We start from the raw sequence: 16,298 nt of genomic DNA, 5'->3' as shown, positions 1-16,298 counted from the left end.
CGGGCGCGGAGCGGGGCCTCGGTGCCGGCTGAGCACCGGTCCGCGTCCACTCGCTCACGGCAGCGGCGGCGACTGGACCTCTAGGGGGCCCCGATGCGGATGCAGGACGCGAACGGCGTCCACTCGCGTCCCCGGGGGTCACGGTCGGAGCGTGCGGGGCACCAGGCCCTCCTCCGCGAGCAGCCGCGCTGCCGCGAGCGTCGACAGGTCGTGGCCGTGGGCGCCGATGAGCTGGGCGCCGATCGGCAGGCCCGAGGAGGAGCCGAGCCCGATCGGGAGGACGGTCGACGGACCCGTCGCGAGATTCGCCACGTTGCTCCAGCGGCTGATCGCGCGCTCGTCCTCCGGGGCGATCGGCGCCGCAGGCGCTGCGGACGGCACCGTCGGGGCCAGCACGACGTCGACGTCGGCGAACACCTCCTGCCAGCGGTCGCGGAGGCGCAGCTGGGCGTCCCAGTCGGCCCAGACCTGCGCCGCCGGAGCTCCCGCGGCGGGGTCGCCGACGGAGTCGAGCCCCTCCGCCGTTCCGTCGAGCGCCGCGCCGTAGGCGATCTCGTGCTGCACGAGCCGGTCGAACAGCTGCTCGGCGTCGGGCGTCGCCAGAACCGAGTCGCGGATCACACGGGTCGTGACTCCCGCGGTGCCGAGCCGCTCCGCGAGCGCCTCGAGCGCCTCCGCCGTCTCGTCGTCGACCGGCGCCGACGCCTCCGACAGCCACAGCCCGACCCGAAGCTCACCGAGCGTCGCGAATCGCGGAGCCGGCAGCGCGAGCCGCCACGGACCGGGCGACGCCGTCCCGGCGAGCACCCCGAAGAGCACCGCCAGGTCGTCCGCGCTCCGGGCGATCGGCCCCGCGACGGAGCAGGAGGGCTCGAGGAGCGTGCCCGTCCGCCAGGGCAGGTGCCCGCGCTTCGAGATCACCCCGTTGCTCGGTCGGTGCCCGCAGACCCCGTTCCACGCCGCGGGCACCCGGATCGAGCCGACGAGGTCGCTGCCCAGGTCGCCCCACGACAGTCCGGAGGCGACGGCCGCCGCGGACCCGCCGGACGAGCCCCCGGCCGAGAGCCCCGCTCCCCACGGGTTCGGCGTGCGACCGTAGACGTCGTTGACCGTGTCGAGCGTGGCGAGGAACGCGGGCACGTTCGTCTTGCCGAGGATCACCGCGTCGGCCGACCGCAGCGCGGCGACCGCGGGAGCGTCGCTCCGAGACGGGTGCAGGCTCCCGGGCGTGCCGACGCTGCCGACCAGCCCCTCGACCTCGAACGCGTCCTTGACCGTGATCGGCACCCCGGCCAGCGCCCCGAGCGGCTCACCCCGGCGCCTCCGCTCGTCGATCGACGCCGCCGCGCGCAGCACCGCCTCCGGATCGTGTGCCACCACCGTCGTCGGGTGCTCGGCGAGGGCCGCCAGCCGATCGGAGGCGACCTCGACGGCCGACACCACTCCCGCGGCGAGCGCCGCCCGCAGCTCCGCGATGCTCGAGAACGGATCGATGGGGGTCATGTGCGCCTCTTCCGTTGTCCACCGCGCCTCACAGGGCGGTGCGATTCTGTGGGGGTCGAGTGGACGCCTTCCGGTGTCCGCATCGCGATCCGAGCCCGGTTCGGGTCCAGTCGGAGGGGAGACCGGTGACGACTGGACGGCTCTCGGGGCCCGGGTCGCACCCAGGACCCGATTCGCGTCCGGTCGACGAGTTCCCTAGCGCCCCTGCGCGTCCCCGCCCAGCTGCCCGATCGCGGGCAGCGGCCCGCCGTCGTCCGCGCCCGTCCCGCGCCAGCGCGCGACCGCGTTGCCCAGGTGGTAGACCACCAGCGCCGCGGCAGCGCCGAGCACGATCCCGCCGAGCTCGAAGCCGCCGGACGAGAACGCGAAGCCCGCGATCGCGATCACGAGCGACACCGCGGCCGTGTACTGGTTGACCGGGCGGGAGAAGTCGACGCGGTTGTCGATCCAGATCTTGATGCCGATGACCCCGATGAGGCCGTAGAGCGCGGTGGTCGCGCCTCCGAGGACCCCGGCCGGGATCGAGTTGAAGACGGCGCCGACCTTGGGCGAGAGGCTGAGCAGCACGGCCGTGACGCCGGCGACCAAGTAGGCGGCGGTCGAGTAGACGCGGGTCGCGGCCATCACGCCGATGTTCTCGCCGTAGGTAGTGGTGCCCGAGCCGCCGAAGGCGCCCGAGACGGTGGTCGCGAGGCCGTCGGCGATGAGCGCCCGGCCGGTGTGCGCGTTGACGGAGGAGTCGGTCATCGTCGCGACGCCGCGCACGTGCCCGACGTTCTCGGCGATGAGCACGAGCACCACGGGGAGGAACATCGCGATGCCCGACCACGTCGATCCGCTCGCGAAGTCGGGGAACGTGAACGGGGGCAGACCCACCCAGGCCGCGTCGGAGACGGCGGAGTAGTCGATCTCGTCGCGGACGAGCGCCACGACGTAGCCGATCACGACGCCGACGAAGATCGAGATGCGGCCGAGGAAGCCGCGGAAGAAGACGCTGCCGAAGACGATCGCGGCGAGGGTGACGGTGCCCGTGACGGGCGCCTGCTGGAACGAGAGCCACGCCGTCGGCGCCAGGTTGAAGCCGATCAGCGCGACGATCGCACCCGACACGACCGGAGGCATCAGCCGGTCGATCCAGCCGAGGCCCGCGAACTGCACCACGACGCCGACCGCGGCGAGCAGGAGACCGACGGCGACGACTCCGGCGAGCGCCGACCCCGTGCCGCCGACGGCGGTCGCCGCGGTGACCGGGGCGATGAAGGCGAAGCTCGAGCCGAGGTAGCTGGGCAGTCTGTTGCGCGTGATCACGAGGAAGAGCAGGGTGCCGACGCCCGAGAACAGCAGGGTCGTGGCGACCGGGAAGCCGGTGAGCACGGGCACGAGGAAGGTCGCGCCGAACATGGCGACGACGTGCTGGATGCCGATGGCGATCGTGGCGGGCCAGCTGAGCCGCTCGCCGGGAGCGACGACGGCGCCGGGTGCGACGGTGCGACCGTCGCCGTGCAGGGTCCAGATGGGCATGGGGCTCCTCGGCGGAAGGTGCGGGTGGGGGCGGTCCAGAGTAGCGAGCCGGCCGGGTGCCGCCGTCGTCCGACCTCCGGCTCGCAGAAGCACGTTCGGCTCGCAGGAACACGCGGATACCGCGAGCCGAACCGGATTCCGCGAGCCGAAGCTGCGCCTCCGTCGCCGCCACGCACGCCCGAGCCGACCTCCGGCTCGCAGAAACACGCTCGGCTCGCAGAAACACGCGGATTCCACGAGCCGAACGCGATTCCACGAGCCGGACATGCCCCGACAGCAGCTGCGACGCGCCTCCGAGCCGCTCGCCGCGCCGGGTGAAAGCAGCGCCCGCCTCCCGGACACAAGGGAGCATGAGGAACATGCCAGCTCCCCTCGCGGGCCCCGACCGGTTCGCCGCGGTCGCCGCCGCGGTCGCCGATCCGGTCCGCCGCTACCTCTGGCGCCGCACCGACGAGGCGACGGCCGACGACGTCCTCGCCGCCACCCTCTCGGTGCTCTGGCGCCGCCCCGACGACGTGCCGGAGGATCCCGTGCCGTGGGCGATCGGAGTCGCGCGCCTGCAGCTGCAGAACGCGCTGCGCACCCAGCGCCGCCAGGTGCTCCTCGCGCAGCGCATCGCCGTGGTCGACCCGCCGCAGGTGCGCGTCGACGCCGAGCAGGGGCCGTCGGAGTCGGACGAGGCGGTGCGCCTGGTGCTCGCGCGGCTCCGCGAGTCGGATGCCGAGCTGCTCCGCCTCTGGGCGTGGGAGGAGCTCGACTCGCGGGCGATCGCGGAGGTGCTCGGCATCACCGCCAACGCCGCGTCGATCCGCCTGCACCGCGCCCGGCGGCGCTTCGCCGAGCTGTTCGAGCAGACCAGAGCAGGAGGATCCCGATGACCGGAATCGACGACGACGAGGTCCGCTGGCGGATGCGCGCCGCCGACCCGGCGCGCGCCCTCGCGCCCCTGACCCCGGACGAGCTCAGCGCGCACATCGCCGCGGCGGTCGGCGAGCCCGCGCCCCGTCACACCCCCACCCGCCGCTCGCGCTGGATGATCGCCGGCGTGGGCGCCCTGAGCGCGGGCGCCGCCGCCTCCCTCCTGCTGCCGCTCGCCTTCGGGGTCGGGGGCGGAGCGGCGTCGACCCTCGAGCTGCCCTCGACCGGCGGCCCGATGGCGATGTGCGCCCCCGTTGACGCGGCGGCGCTCGAGCCCGCCGAGATCGCGTTCCGCGCGGAGGTGACCGGCATCGACCAGGGCGTCGTCACCCTGAGCGTCACCGACCGCTTCGCCGGCGAGGTGGCCGACACCGTCCAGGTCACGCAGTCGCCGGAGTCGGCGGTCGACGGCGCCCCGATCACCTTCGAGCCGGGAGTCGGCTACCTCGTCGCAGCCTCCGGAGGCGTCATCCTCACCTGCGGACTCAGCGGCCCCGACTCGGCCGCCCTCGGCGACCTCTACCGGGAGGCGTTCGCGCTGCGCTAGACGAGGAGCGTCAGCAGGCCGCCGAGCAGCGACGGGGCGACGCCGACCGCGAGCGCCCCGAGCCCGAGCACCACGCCCGCGAAGCTCGCGCGGCTGCCGCGGAGGGCGTCGTCGTCGCGCAGCCGTCGCCGGGCGCCGAGGCCGAGCACGATCGCGGTGACGGCGAGCACGGCCGCCACGATCGGGACCTGCATCGAGAACACCGCCGCGGCTCCGATCACGGCGGCGGCGATCGCTCGGACGTCGTAGGGCCGCATCGCTCCAGCCTGCCACGCCGGCAGCCGACACCTGTGGGGCACAGCCGACCCCTCCGTGGCAAGTCCCTTCGCAAGTGGGCGGAGCACGGCGGACGCTGGAAGCTCCCGATCCTTCCAGGAGGCAATGGTGTTCTTCCACGTGCAGCGACTCATCAGCGACATCGAGCAGGACGAGCCGGATCCGGCCGCCGCGAACGCGCTCCAGGAGGGGCTCGGCGGCCAGTTCGGCGAGATGCGCACGATGATGCAGTACCTCTTCCAGGCGATGAACTTCCGCGGCGCCGACGCGAAGCCCTACCGCGACCTCATCCAGGGCATCGGCACCGAGGAGATCAGCCACGTCGAGCTGATCGGCACCACCATCTCGCGCCTGCTCGACGGCTCGCCGCAGTACCAGGGCAAGCCGACCGACCCGCTCGACAAGCCCGGTGCCGGCGGCGCGACTCCGCTCAACATCGCCCTCGACACGGGCAACATCCACCACTACCTCGTCGGCGCGCAGGGCGCACTGCCGGTCGACTCGGTGGGCAACCCGTGGAGCGGCAGCTACGTCTACAACTCGGGCAACCTCGTGCTCGACCTGCTCTACAACCTCATGCTCGAGTCGACCGGTCGCCTGCAGAAGTCGCGCATCTACGAGATGACGGCCAACAAGACGGCCCGCTCGACCATCGCGTACCTCATCGTCCGCGACCAGGCGCATGAGAACGCCTACGCGAAGGCGCTCGAGACCCTCGGCATCGACTGGAAGAAGACCCTGCCGATCCCGAAGACCAACGCCGAGAAGTTCCCCGAGGTCAAGAAGCTCCTCGACCTGGGACTGCAGAGCAAGCAGTACACCTTCGACCTCGAGGGCGCGTCCGAGGCGGGCAAGATCTTCCGCGGGGCCTCGCCGTCGAACGACGGCACCGACCTCGAGTCGAAGGAGCAGGCGCCCGAGGGCGTCCCCTCCGTCATCGCCCCCGAGCGCTTCGAGGAGTACGCGCCGGGTCTGGACCCCGATCTGCTCAAGCTCATCCAGACGACGGCCGAGATGGAGCTCGACGAGATCAGCTCCTTCTACGGGCCGACCGGGAAGTAGCGGACGACCGGGTCCCCGCGTGCCCGTGTTCCGGCTCCTCGAGCCGCGACGCTGCGAGGGGGCCCGGCTCGACGTGGTCGCGCGCGCCGTCGGGCTGGAGCTCGACGGCCGCGGCGACGTCGTGGCCGGGAGCGTCACCGTGTCGCACCGAGAGGTGCGGGCGGAGGCGCTCTTCGCCGCGCTCCCCGGCCGCCGGATGCACGGGGCCGACTTCGCCGTGCAGGCCGCCGCGGCCGGTGCCGTCGCGGTGCTGACCGACGAGGCGGGCAGCGCGGCGGCGCGCGCCTCCGGACTGCCCGTGCTGCTCGCCGCCGACCCGAGAGCGGCCCTGGGCTCCGTCGCGGCGGCGGTCTACGGCACCGATCGCGCGCGGCCGACGCTCCTCGGCGTGACCGGCACCAACGGCAAGACCAGCACGGTGCACCTGCTCGACGCGATCCTCCGCCGGCTCGGCGTGCCCTCGGGCTACAGCTCCACGGCCGAGCGCCGCAGCGCCGAGCACGTCGTCGCGAGCCGGCTCACCTCTCCGGAGGCGCCCGAGCTGCACGCGCTCCTCGCGCGCATGACCGAGGACGGAGTCGAGACCGCGGCGATCGAGGTGAGCGCTCAGGCGCTGGTCCGCTCGCGCGTCGAGGGCCTCGTCTTCGACGTCGCCGGCTTCACCAATCTCAGCCACGACCACCTCGACGACTTCGGCGATCTGAGCACCTACCTCCGGGCGAAGCAGCGGCTGTTCCGGCGCGATCGGAGCCGCCGCGCAGTCGTCGTCGTCGACACGGCGGCGGGTCGCACGGTCGCGGCCGAGGCGGAGGTGCCCGTGGTCACCGTCGGCACGCGCGACGCCGACTGGACCGTCGACGTCCTCTCGTCGACCGCGACCGGCACGCGCCTGCGCCTCGTCGCCCCCGACGGCTGGTCGATGACCACCGCCGTCCCGCTGCTCGGGCGGCACATGGCCTCGAACGCCGCCCTGGCGATCGTGATGCTGGTGGAGGCGGGCTACTCGCGGTCCGCGATCGCCGCGGCCCTCGCCTCCGGACTCGCCGTCTCGGTGCCCGGCCGCACGCTGCTCGTCTCGGGCGCCGAGGGCCCGCGCCTCTACGTCGACTTCTCGCACACCCCCGACTCGGTCGCCCGCACCGTCGACGCCCTCCGCGAGGTGACCCCCGGCCGCGTGCTCGTCATCCTCGGAGCCGACGGCGACCGCGACCCCAGCAAGCGCGCGCCGATGGGCCGCGCCGCCGCCGACCGCGCCGACCTCGTGATCGTCACCGACCACCACCCGCGCTTCGAGGATCCGGCACAGATCCGCCGGGCGCTGCTCGAGGGCGCTCTCGGGCGCGGCTGCGAGGTGCGCGAGGTCGCCGAGCCGGCGCGAGCCGTCCGCGCCGCGCTCGGCGACGCGCGCGCCGACGACTCAATCCTCTGGGTCGGCCCCGGCGACACGGACTACCGCGTGGTGCTCGGCGCCGACCTCCCCTACTCGCCCCGCGCCGATGCGGCGCTCGCGCTGGCCGAGGCGGGCTGGGCGGTCTGAGCGCTCGGGTGCTTGACTGACCGGGTCGAGCATCGGAGGCGTGCAGTGTTCTCGAGCCTTCCCGTGCGCCGTGTGCAGCGCCATCCGGCATCGGAGGCGCCGCTCGACGTCTGGCCCGCGACCCTCGCGCCGGTGCGCCAGGTGCTCGCCGACGGCTGGGACCTCGGCACCGTGACGGTGCTGACCGGCGAGAACGGCGCGGGCAAGTCGACGCTGCTCGAGGCCCTCGCGCTCGCCTTCGGGCTGAACGCCGAGGGCGGTTCGACGGGCGCGATGCACGCGACGCGCGGCTCGGAGTCGGATCTCGCCGAGCAGCTGCAGCTCGTGCGCGGAGCCGGCGCCTCGAAGCGCGGCTTCTTCCTCCGTGCCGAGACCATGCACGGCTTCTTCTCGTATCTCGAGGACGTCGGCATCGACAGCGGCTACCACGAGCGGAGTCACGGCGAGTCGTTCCTCGACATCGTCACGAATCGCTCGCGCATCCGCGGGCTCTGGCTGCTCGACGAGCCGGAGTCCGCGCTCTCGGTCTCGGGCTGCCTCGCGCTGATCGGGCTGCTGCGCGACCTCGCCGCCGACGGCTCGCAGGTGGTCCTGTCGACGCACTCGCCGATCCTCGCCGCCCTGCCGGGCGCCGACCTCTACGAGCTGGGCGACTCCGGGATGCGGCGGTGCGAGTACGACGAGCTGGATCTGGTGCGCACGTGGCGCGGGTTCCTGGAGGATCCGCGACGGTACCTGCGGCATCTCGGGTGAGCGGGCCGCACAACCAAGGCTGACCAGGCGGAAGTGCTGAGTATTCAGGGGAATCCGCCTGTCAGCCTTAGTTGTGAGCACGTTCCGGCGCTCACCGGCACGTCGGGGCGCTCAGACCGCTCAGCGGGAACGACTCGCCCGGGTGCGCCGGGCGGATGACCGTGTCGAGGTGCGCGAAGGCGGCCCGCGTCGTCGCACCGCCTCCCGAGGGTGCCGCGCACATCATGCTCGACGACGCGAAGTCGTCGACGACCCGCCCCGACCCGTCCGTCGCCTCGGCGTCGATCACTCCCCCGATCGCGTAGCCCGCACCCCGTTCGGTCATCGCGCTCATGGTGGCCAGCACCGACGGCCAGACCGCGGAGTCGACCAGCGAGCGGGCCCCGTCGCCACCCTGCGGGCCCCGCACCTCGATGTTCAGGACCGACGGGCCCATCTCGACCGTGGCGGCGCCGACGAAGGCGGCCTCAACCTCGTGCGCGAGGCGGACCAGCTCGTCGGCGGGCCGGTCGTCGTGCACGACGATCTCGGACGACGGACGCCCACCGCCGGCGGGCCGGCCGATGGTCCACTCCGGGACGCCGCGGGTGATCGCCGTGTCGCTCGCGAGGAGCCGGGCGAGCGCCGTGATCGCCGAGTCGTCGCTGGTCGCCGCGAGCTCGACGTCGATCGTGGCGTCGCCCGCGTACGTCCGCACCGACACGCCCCCATCGACGTCGCGGCGCAGCGCGTCCCAGCCCTCGAGCGCGGCGACGAGCGCCGGCCCCGCGGTGTGGACGTCTCCGACCGCGAGCACGTCGTCGCCGATGCGCTGGGTGTACTCGCTCGAGGTGCGCCAGGCGGGGACGCCGTCGAGCGCCTCCCCCGCCGCCTCGGCCACGGTCGTCGCGATCGCCGTCTGCTGCTCGAGCGTGCACTCCTCCGACACCGTCACGTCGACCTCGACGACCGCGGGCACCGACCGCGAGAGCAGCGGTCGCGGGCTCGCGTCCACGGTGCTCTCGAGCACGCACGCGTCCTGCGACAGCGCCGCGTCGAGCGCGCGCCCGTGGTCGGCCGAGCAGCCGGCGAGCGCCCCGACGAGCAGGGCCGCGCCGAGGAGTCGTCGGTACCGCGCCATCGTGTCGCCCGTCCCCGGAGGCACCTTGCCGCCGGTCTCGAGAGGTGACAGTATCGACATTCGATACGAACCGCACGTTATTCGATACAGGAGCTTCCCGTGCCCCGAACCGTCCTCGTCGCGCTCCGCGCGCTCCTCCTCCTGCTGCTGTCCGGCGGGGTGCTGATCCAGCTGAGCGTGGGCTCGATCGCGCTCGAGGCGCTCGACGGCGGACCCGTCGACGGCGTGCTGGTCGCCGTGGTCGTCGCCGGAGTGCTCTGCGTCGAGGTCGTGCTGGTGTCGATCTGGCGCCTGCTCACCCTGGCCCGCGACGACGCGCTGTTCGCCGGCGATCATCGCTCCGACCTGTGGGTCGACCTCGCGATCGGCGCCTTCGTCTCCGGCTCCGTCCTCGCCACGATCGGAGCGGTCGCCGCGTTCGCAGCGATGCCCGCGCCGCTCCCCGCGCTGGCCTTCGCCCTGGTGGCCGTCGCGAGCGCCGCCCTGGCGCTGCTCGTCGTCGTGATGCGCCGCCTCCTGCACCTCGCGATCGAGCAGCGCAGCGAGCTCGCCGAGGTCGTCTGATGGCCATCGTCATCAACCTCGACGTCGAGCTGGCCAAGCGCAAGATGTCGGTCACCGACCTCGCCGCCGCGGTCGGCATCACCACCGCCAACATCTCGATCCTCAAGAACGGCCGCGCCAAGGCCGTCCGCTTCTCGACCCTCGACGCCATCTGCGAGGTCCTCGGTTGCCAGCCGGGCGACATCCTGACGCACGTGCCGGAGGAGGCGGTGGCGGCTGTCGAGCGGTGACGGAGTGGTCGGCGCGGGTCACCCGCCGTGCTGGTCGAGCCCGCAGCCCTGGAGGAGCGTGCTGAAACCCACCGACTTCTGCAGATCAGGCTTCTGTCCAGCCTTCTGACGATGGTGGATCCACTGGGAAGAGCCCGGCAAGCCCGCTGGTCGAGTAGCCGCCGAAGGCGGCGTATCGAGCAGTGAAGCCGCGTTGCGTCTCGGTGGGGAGGGAAAAGTGGGCGCCCGTCGCCACCCGTGCTGGTCGAGTAGCCCCGCAGGGGCGTATCGAGCGGCGAAGCCGCGCTGCGTCTCTGTGGTGAGGGAAAAGGGGCGCCCGTCGCCCTCCATGCTGGTCGAGTAGCCCCGCAGGGGCGTATCGAGACCCGCCAGCGTCAGCAGATCGGGCTTCTGATCTGGACTCCTGGCGCTGGTGGATCTCGATACGCCCGCTGCGCGGGCTACTCGATCAGCAAGGCAGGGACCACACGCAGGAGGTTACTTTTCCTAGGAGACCCACCAGCTTCAGCAGATCGGGCTTCTGAATTGGACTTCTGACGCTGGTGGATCTCGATACGCCGCGTTCCGCGGCTGCGGGCTCGATCAGCAAGGAAGGGACCACGCGCAGGAGGTCGCGCGCGCAACGTCAGCTGAGAGGGGCTCTCGCGCACCATCGTGCGTGAGCGGCGGTCCTGGCTGATGTCGTGCGCCCCTCAGGCGACCGCCGCGCTCGCGACCGGTCGCATCGGCACCCGCGGCGCCCAGCCCAGCGCGATCGCCGCGCCCGCCCACGCGACCTGACCGAGCAGCGGAAGCGCCGCCGAGACGATCGAGGCGTCCCCGCCGTTGGTGTAGAAGGTGTCGGCGATCGACATCCCGATGCCGAAGCCGGTGAAGAAGCGGAAGAAGATCGCGGCCCCCACCAGACCGAGCATCACGATCGCGAGGCGTCGCGGAGTGAGGATCCGGCCGGAGGGGTGGAGGGCGAGCCCCGCCACGAGCAGCGCCGGGAGGCTCCAGAACACGGCCCAGATCGCCAGCGCGACAAGAGTGCCCGTGAGCGAGAAGCCGTCGCGCTCGGCCATCAGCGCGTAGATCGTCGCGAGGTCGGTGCCGGGAACCTTCGTCAGAGGGTTCCAGACCAGCAGGTCGATCCCGCCGACCACGACCACCGCGAGCACCAGCGCCGCGCCGCCGAGGGCGATCGGCACGCGCTGCCGCCGGGTCGCCTCCCGGTGCGCGACCGCGACCGGACGCGTGCCCCCGATGACGGCGAGGCCGGTGGCCAGCCCCGCGAGCACCACGACGAAGCCCAGGAGCGGCAGCCACCACGGCGCTCCGGGGACCAGCACCCCGACAACGACCGCTGCGGGTCCCGCGATCGCCGCGAGCAGCGACACGCGAGCGGTGCGGGTCTCGGCGGAGCGGGCTGCTCCGACCAGGTGTGCGACTCCGACGACCCCGGCCACGAGCGCCAGCGCCGTGATGACCCGGCCGCTCGCCTGCAGCGCCGTGAGCACTCCCGCCGACGCGCCCTCGGGCACGATGCCCCCGCCGGTGAGGTAGACGCCGATCAGCACGAAGGCCGCCGCCGCCAGCAGCCCCAGACCGCGCCGGGCGAGTCGGCGCGGCCGGAGGAACCGCGGCTCGCCCGAGTGCGCGGGCAGCGCCCGGTCGAGGGTGGCGCTGAGGACGAGCGCCCCGATCACGATGTCGCGACGGTGCTCGGGCGCCCCGGCGACGTCGGCGCGCCACTCCTCGAGGTAGCGCTCGCGCGCGAGCGGAGGGAGGAGGCGGGCCAGGAGGCGCAGCAGCAGATCGATCACGCGGTCACCCCCGCGGTGCCGACGGCCCGAGCCGGGGCTGCGGCGCGCGCGATGGCCGCGGGTGCCGCCTCCGCACCCTCGCCCGTGAGCTCGTAGAGCCGGCGGCGCGGGCCGCTGCGCTCGGAGTCCGACTCCCACACCGAGGTCACCCAGCCCGCGCCCTCGAGCCGCTCGAGGATCGGGTAGACGCTGCCGGCCGGGCGGCCCGTGGCCTTGATGACGAGCATCCCCCAGGTCGGGGCGTCGGAGTCGAGGAGGACGCGCAGCACGTCCGCGGTGGCGGCGGTGATGCGGGCGAGCGGAGTCATGCGGCGAGGCTACCTATATAGAGATGGCGCGGTCAATAGCCGGGCGGCCCATCAAGGCTCAGCGGATCCGCCCGGCTGCGATACTCGCCGCATGACCCTGTACAACCCCGCCGTGTTCCCCGAGCCCACTCCCGGCCAGGGCCCCGGCCCGACTCCCGCCAAGACGGGCAACGGCCTCGGCCTCGCCTCGCTCATCATCGGCGTCCTCGCCCTCGTCGGCGCCGTGATCCCGATCGTCAACTACGTCTCGGGCTTCGTCGCCTTCATCGGACTGGTGCTGGGCATCGTCGCGCTCTTCCTCAAGAACCGCACTCGCGGCACCGCGATCGCCGGAGTGATCCTGAACGCGGTCGCGCTGATCCTGTCGATCATCCTGGCCATCGTCTACACCGCCGGATTCGCGACCGGCGTCTCGAACGCGATCCAGACCGCGCAGGCCGACGCGACCGACGGCCCCACCGTGCCCCTCGTCTACGAGGTCACCGGCATGGGCACCACCGCCACCGTCGTCTACTCGACCCTCGACGGCGTCGGCTCCGGAGTCGAGCAGGCCACCGACGTCGCCCTCCCCTTCACCGAGGAGCTGCAGGTGCAGGACGACGGCACCCCCGCCTTCCAGGCCTTCACCCTCACCGCGACGAACGGCGCCGACGACGAGGGCGACATCACCTGCCGCATCACCCTCGACGGCACCGTCATCGCCGAGCAGACGAGCACCGGCGCCTTCGCGACGGCGCTCTGCACGGCGACGCCGTAGGGGCTCTGGTGCCGAGCGGAGCGATTCCGCTCGGCACCGTCCCGGACGCGACGGCGGGATTCGAACCCGCGTCAGCGGTGTTGCAGACCGCTCCCTGGCCACTCGGGCACGCCGCGCTGAGGGTGGTCGGACCGCGAGCGGCCGGGGCACCTGGGTGACGACGGCGCGCAGGCCCGCATCGATGTCATGGCGTCTCCTCTCCTGTTCGCGACGACCGGGACCGGCTGCCGTGCCCCCATCCTGCGACGCCTCCCGCGTCCGCGCACGACTGTGACGAGCGGTTGCCGAACGTTGCGGTGGGTGACGTGCGTCGCGGGCCATCGCCTGCGACGCACGGTTCTAGCAGGGCGTCAGACGAGCGACCGCGTCCGAGAGGGTGAGTGAGCTGCCCAGGAGGTGGACGGAGGAGCGGTGCTTGACAGCGAGAGCGGTCACAGCCTGCTGGGGGACGCACGAGGGTCGGCTGAGGACGATCGGGGCTCCCATCGCTGCGGCCACGGTTCCGGCGGAGAGGGCGTCGGCGAAGCCCTCACCCGAGGCGAGGAACGCGCTCGTCGCCAGCACCCCGCCGTCGTAGAACGCGTTGATCTGACCGCTGGTGTCGTAGCGGTTCTCGCCGCCGATGCGGCGGAGATCGTCTGCGAGGCCGCGCTCGACGAGGTCGACGCCGATGCCGTCCGAGATGGACGGCTCGAGACCGAGGAGTACGACCTGGCCGGCATCGAGCCGCGCGAGAGTGGCGGCAGTGCCCTGGTCGACGGAGTCACGCTTGCCGTCGACGAGGAGGACGGGAGCGCCGCGCCGCCCGGCGGCGGGGCCGATGGCGAGCGCGTCCGGGAAGTCGTTGCCGGTGGCGAGGAACACCTCCGGGTAGTCCGTCCCGGTGAAGGCGTCCGCGATGACGAGCCGCGACGTGTCGTACCGGTCGGTCCCTCCGATGCGCGTGATGGACGGGACGAGCGCTGCGATCTCGTCGTACGCGGCGCCGCTCACCGTGGCGGAGCTGCCGACGACCACGACCCGCTTCGGACTGAGCCGGACGATCTCGTCGCGGACCACCGAGGGCAGTCCGTCGGGGTCGGTGAGCAGGAGCGCTCCGCCCTGCACCGAAGCGGCCGGACCGGCGCTGAGCGCATCGGGCCACTTCGCGCCGCTGGCGACATAGAGCACAGGGACACCGGGGGCGAAGAGGCTGCGGGTCGCCGCGACGGAGGTCGCGTAGCGATCGGTCCCCGCGATCCGGTCGGTGGTCGAGGTGTAGGCGGGCAGCGCGAGGTCGATCCCCCTCGTCGCCCCCGCCCCGACCTCTACTGGCGTCCCGGTGGCAGCGGTGTCGGAGGCACGCCAGAAGACGTCAGCACTCGTCGGCGCGGTGGTCGAGGAGGTGCTCTCCAGCGCCCGGAGGAGGTAGCGCCCCGCCGGGAGGCCGGTGATCTCGAAGGGCGAGGTGCCGCCTCCCTCGATGTTCAGGTATCCCGAGCCCATCGGCCACGCGGAATCCGTGCCCTCCTCGAGGAGCCAGGCTTCGGCGTAGTAGGGGCGAGTGCCGGTCGCGGCAGCGGGTGCGCCGACGGTCCCGGTCACCGACCCTGCAGGGAGGAGGGCGATGTCGGCATCGGCCGTGCTGGCCGTGATCCCGGGCGACCGGGCGGGGATCGCCGTGCCGCCGAACCAGGTGCGGGCGTAGGGCTGATTCCATCCGGCGCCGGCGCGGAGGAAGTAGGTAGCGCCCGCCGGCGCTGAGAACGAGAAGTCAGCCGACGATGAACTCTGGATCTGGAAGCCGTTCCAGTTGTAGAGCGACACGAACGGTTGAGCACCGAACGGAAGGTTCCCGGTACCGCCCGCCCCGTCGGCGACGGTGACCGATCCCGAGATGGTGATGGTCCCTGAGCCGGTACCCGCCGCGGGGTCCTTCCCCCGCGGGATGAACTGGTAGTTTCCATCGACAGCGCCGATGGTGTCTCCGAGCGGGACCGTCCGCCCGTCGACAGGACGAGGGGGCGTCAAGGTGACGGTGTCGGTGACCGTCGAGTCGGGAGCTGCGGCCGCGAGCGGCGCGACCGTGCCGGCGAGCAGAGCCACGGTGGCGGTGAGTACGAGCAGAGGGAGGCGGCGACGGCGAGGCACTGGTGCTCTTTCGGCTGAAGGCGCCGGAAGTCGGCGGACTTCGGATGCTAACGACCCGCAGAGCGCTTGTCATCCGCCCGTTGCGGGTGACAGACGCCGCCTCGCGGGCATCGGGAACGGACGCCACGACCAGACGGAGGACGGATGCGGTGCTGACTTCGGTCTCTCGACCGGCCGCCCGTACCCGCCCTTCCGCGGCGGACCGCTTACTTGCGGAACATCCGCGCCGTGGTCTCGAACAGGCCCTTTATCGGGCGCTGCTGCTCGCCCTGCTGGGCGCCGAGGATGATGATGACCGAGGTCAGCACCGGGATCAGCCACTGAGTGACCTTCTGCACGCGCAGCGCGGTGGTCAGCTCGGGGGTGTTGCCCGCCGACGCCTCAGTGACGCCCTTGGCGCCCTCGTCGATGTGCTTCGCCTGGGTCGCGCCGGCGATCGCGGCGGTCACGGAAGCGGCACCGGCGAGGCCGGTCACGACGGTCTTGATGATCGTATTGGTGCGGCTCTCCTGCTGGTTCTTCAGGCGTTCCTTGTTCGAGAGGATGAGGCCGATGCCTCCGACGCCGTGGGCGGCGATGGCCGCGAGCTGCACGGGGGTCCAGCGGGCCCAGCCCACGGAGGCGACGCGGAGGCGCTCGGACGGGTCGGACGAGGTGGCGGCGGCTCCGTTGAGGCCGACGGCGCCCATGAGGGAGCCCCCGAACCAGGCGGCGGCACCGAGGTCGTGGAGGCTGCGGACGAGCGTGTTGCGTGAGGGCATGGCTGCCTCTTCTCTGATCGTGGTCGCGCTAGTGCGGACGCGTTCGACGCTACGTCGGCCGATGCACAGGGGCACGGGGCTTGACCTCTCGGCGACGGGGCGCTCGAGTGGAGGCGTACCCCATCCCGGGGTCGCGAGCGAGGAGCCGACGATGACGACAGACGACGAGAAGCACACGATCCGCGACGAGTTCCACGACGCCGTGAACATGACCGCGAAGCAGCTCGAGGACTGGCTGGAGAAGGACGAGTCGAAGAAGGTCGGCCAGAAGCCCGCCGGCGGAGGCGAGTCCACCGGCCACGAGAGCGGTCGCCGCATCATCGAGATCCTCGGCACCAAGCAGGCCGACCTCACGGACGACGACTACTCGCACATGAAGAAGGTCGCGGCGTACGTGGCGAGGCACTCGAAGCAGCGGCCGTCGGGCGACGTGACGGAGACGAAGTGGCGGTACTCGCTGATGAACTGGGGGAACGACCCGCTTAAGAAGTGAGAATACGAGACTC

At 72.5% G+C, this 16,298-nt stretch carries 17 protein-coding genes and 1 tRNA gene; 9 read left to right on the top strand and 9 right to left on the bottom strand.

Annotated features, from left to right (window positions below; genetic code table 11):
• Positions 1-138: 138 nt before the first annotated feature.
• Both GRS96_RS06475 and GRS96_RS06470 read right to left on the bottom strand, forming a co-directional pair.
• The gene (locus GRS96_RS06475; protein ID WP_159988068.1) at positions 139-1,503 is read right to left on the bottom strand and encodes an amidase; all 1,365 of its coding nucleotides are present in this window, start codon (positions 1,501-1,503) and stop codon (positions 139-141) included.
• A gap of 195 nt (positions 1,504-1,698) precedes the next feature.
• On the bottom strand, positions 1,699-3,024 hold the full coding sequence (locus GRS96_RS06470; RefSeq protein WP_159988067.1) for a uracil-xanthine permease family protein: 1,326 nt from the start codon (positions 3,022-3,024) through the stop codon (positions 1,699-1,701).
• A 359-nt stretch (positions 3,025-3,383) separates the two neighbouring features.
• Between GRS96_RS06470 and GRS96_RS06465 the strand changes: the two genes are divergently transcribed.
• Both GRS96_RS06465 and GRS96_RS06460 read left to right on the top strand, forming a co-directional pair.
• Positions 3,384-3,902: an RNA polymerase sigma factor gene (locus GRS96_RS06465; protein ID WP_159854633.1), complete on the top strand. Its 519-nt coding sequence runs from the start codon at positions 3,384-3,386 to the stop codon at positions 3,900-3,902.
• Complete coding sequence (locus GRS96_RS06460) at positions 3,899-4,489, top strand: hypothetical protein (protein ID WP_159854635.1); 591 nt, start codon at positions 3,899-3,901, stop codon at positions 4,487-4,489. The genes GRS96_RS06465 and GRS96_RS06460 overlap by 4 nt, the downstream gene beginning before the upstream one ends.
• Here the strand turns inward: GRS96_RS06460 and GRS96_RS06455 are convergent.
• Entirely contained in the window at positions 4,486-4,746 is a 261-nt protein-coding gene (locus tag GRS96_RS06455) for a hypothetical protein (protein WP_159854637.1), read from the bottom strand. The genes GRS96_RS06460 and GRS96_RS06455 overlap by 4 nt on opposite strands.
• Positions 4,747-4,873: 127 nt before the next feature.
• Between GRS96_RS06455 and GRS96_RS06450 the strand changes: the two genes are divergently transcribed.
• Genes GRS96_RS06450 through GRS96_RS06440 form a run of 3 tightly spaced genes read left to right on the top strand, consistent with a single transcriptional unit; the run spans position 4,874 to position 8,117 of the window.
• Positions 4,874-5,827 (top strand): manganese catalase family protein, encoded by a 954-nt coding sequence (locus tag GRS96_RS06450; RefSeq protein WP_159989245.1) that lies wholly within the window; start codon positions 4,874-4,876, stop codon positions 5,825-5,827.
• 19 nt (positions 5,828-5,846) lie between these two features.
• A complete protein-coding gene (locus GRS96_RS06445) occupies positions 5,847-7,364 on the top strand; it encodes a Mur ligase family protein (protein ID WP_236553569.1) in 1,518 nt (505 codons plus the stop codon).
• Between the two features lie 45 nt (positions 7,365-7,409).
• Positions 7,410-8,117, top strand: coding sequence for an AAA family ATPase (locus GRS96_RS06440; RefSeq protein WP_236553568.1), 708 nt, complete (start codon positions 7,410-7,412; stop codon positions 8,115-8,117).
• A gap of 91 nt (positions 8,118-8,208) precedes the next feature.
• Here the strand turns inward: GRS96_RS06440 and GRS96_RS06435 are convergent, their stop codons facing one another.
• A complete protein-coding gene (locus GRS96_RS06435) occupies positions 8,209-9,297 on the bottom strand; it encodes a hypothetical protein (RefSeq protein ID WP_159988066.1) in 1,089 nt (362 codons plus the stop codon).
• A gap of 39 nt (positions 9,298-9,336) precedes the next feature.
• Between GRS96_RS06435 and GRS96_RS06430 the strand changes: the two genes are divergently transcribed.
• Positions 9,337-9,801 (top strand): DUF2975 domain-containing protein, encoded by a 465-nt coding sequence (locus tag GRS96_RS06430; protein ID WP_159988065.1) that lies wholly within the window; start codon positions 9,337-9,339, stop codon positions 9,799-9,801.
• Positions 9,801-10,031, top strand: coding sequence for a helix-turn-helix domain-containing protein (locus GRS96_RS06425; RefSeq protein WP_159988064.1), 231 nt, complete (start codon positions 9,801-9,803; stop codon positions 10,029-10,031). The genes GRS96_RS06430 and GRS96_RS06425 overlap by 1 nt, the downstream gene beginning before the upstream one ends.
• A 692-nt stretch (positions 10,032-10,723) precedes the next feature.
• Here the strand turns inward: GRS96_RS06425 and GRS96_RS06420 are convergent.
• Positions 10,724-11,836: a hypothetical protein gene (locus tag GRS96_RS06420; RefSeq protein ID WP_159988063.1), complete on the bottom strand. Its 1,113-nt coding sequence runs from the start codon at positions 11,834-11,836 to the stop codon at positions 10,724-10,726.
• Positions 11,833-12,144, bottom strand: a complete 312-nt coding sequence (locus GRS96_RS06415) for a PadR family transcriptional regulator (RefSeq protein ID WP_159854649.1) — start codon at positions 12,142-12,144, stop codon at positions 11,833-11,835. Before GRS96_RS06415 ends, GRS96_RS06420 begins: the two co-directional genes overlap by 4 nt.
• A gap of 91 nt (positions 12,145-12,235) precedes the next feature.
• On the opposite strand from GRS96_RS06415, the gene GRS96_RS06410 reads away from it, so the two are divergent.
• Positions 12,236-12,901, top strand: a complete 666-nt coding sequence (locus GRS96_RS06410) for an MmpS family transport accessory protein (protein ID WP_159988062.1) — start codon at positions 12,236-12,238, stop codon at positions 12,899-12,901.
• 45 nt (positions 12,902-12,946) lie between these two features.
• Here GRS96_RS06410 and GRS96_RS06405 read toward each other — a convergent pair.
• From GRS96_RS06405 to GRS96_RS06395, 3 genes are all read right to left on the bottom strand, one after another.
• Positions 12,947-13,017 (bottom strand) — tRNA-Cys (locus tag GRS96_RS06405).
• 223 nt (positions 13,018-13,240) lie between these two features.
• Positions 13,241-15,031: a cell wall-binding repeat-containing protein gene (locus GRS96_RS06400; protein ID WP_159988061.1), complete on the bottom strand. Its 1,791-nt coding sequence runs from the start codon at positions 15,029-15,031 to the stop codon at positions 13,241-13,243.
• 206 nt (positions 15,032-15,237) lie between these two features.
• Entirely contained in the window at positions 15,238-15,792 is a 555-nt protein-coding gene (locus GRS96_RS06395) for a hypothetical protein (protein ID WP_159988060.1), read from the bottom strand.
• A gap of 151 nt (positions 15,793-15,943) precedes the next feature.
• Between GRS96_RS06395 and GRS96_RS06390 the strand changes: the two genes are divergently transcribed.
• Positions 15,944-16,285 (top strand): DUF3140 domain-containing protein, encoded by a 342-nt coding sequence (locus GRS96_RS06390; RefSeq protein WP_159988059.1) that lies wholly within the window; start codon positions 15,944-15,946, stop codon positions 16,283-16,285.
• Positions 16,286-16,298: the final 13 nt, after the last annotated feature.

It is taken from the genome of Rathayibacter sp. VKM Ac-2803, assembly GCF_009807175.1.
Classification (GTDB): Bacteria; Actinomycetota; Actinomycetes; order Actinomycetales; family Microbacteriaceae; genus Rathayibacter.
This window is presented reverse-complemented; position numbering and strand designations above follow the sequence as displayed.

Coding starts and splice junctions, on each gene's coding strand:
- GRS96_RS06475 (WP_159988068.1), bottom strand. CDS start 1,503: ATGACCCCCATCGATCCGTTCTCGAGCATCGCGGAGCTGCGGGCGGCG.
- GRS96_RS06470 (WP_159988067.1), bottom strand. CDS start 3,024: ATGCCCATCTGGACCCTGCACGGCGACGGTCGCACCGTCGCACCCGGC.
- GRS96_RS06465 (WP_159854633.1), top strand. CDS start 3,384: ATGCCAGCTCCCCTCGCGGGCCCCGACCGGTTCGCCGCGGTCGCCGCC.
- GRS96_RS06460 (WP_159854635.1), top strand. CDS start 3,899: ATGACCGGAATCGACGACGACGAGGTCCGCTGGCGGATGCGCGCCGCC.
- GRS96_RS06455 (WP_159854637.1), bottom strand. CDS start 4,746: ATGCGGCCCTACGACGTCCGAGCGATCGCCGCCGCCGTGATCGGAGCC.
- GRS96_RS06435 (WP_159988066.1), bottom strand. CDS start 9,297: ATGTCGATACTGTCACCTCTCGAGACCGGCGGCAAGGTGCCTCCGGGG.
- GRS96_RS06425 (WP_159988064.1), top strand. CDS start 9,801: ATGGCCATCGTCATCAACCTCGACGTCGAGCTGGCCAAGCGCAAGATG.
- GRS96_RS06415 (WP_159854649.1), bottom strand. CDS start 12,144: ATGACTCCGCTCGCCCGCATCACCGCCGCCACCGCGGACGTGCTGCGC.
- GRS96_RS06410 (WP_159988062.1), top strand. CDS start 12,236: ATGACCCTGTACAACCCCGCCGTGTTCCCCGAGCCCACTCCCGGCCAG.
- GRS96_RS06395 (WP_159988060.1), bottom strand. CDS start 15,792: ATGCCCTCACGCAACACGCTCGTCCGCAGCCTCCACGACCTCGGTGCC.
- GRS96_RS06390 (WP_159988059.1), top strand. CDS start 15,944: ATGACGACAGACGACGAGAAGCACACGATCCGCGACGAGTTCCACGAC.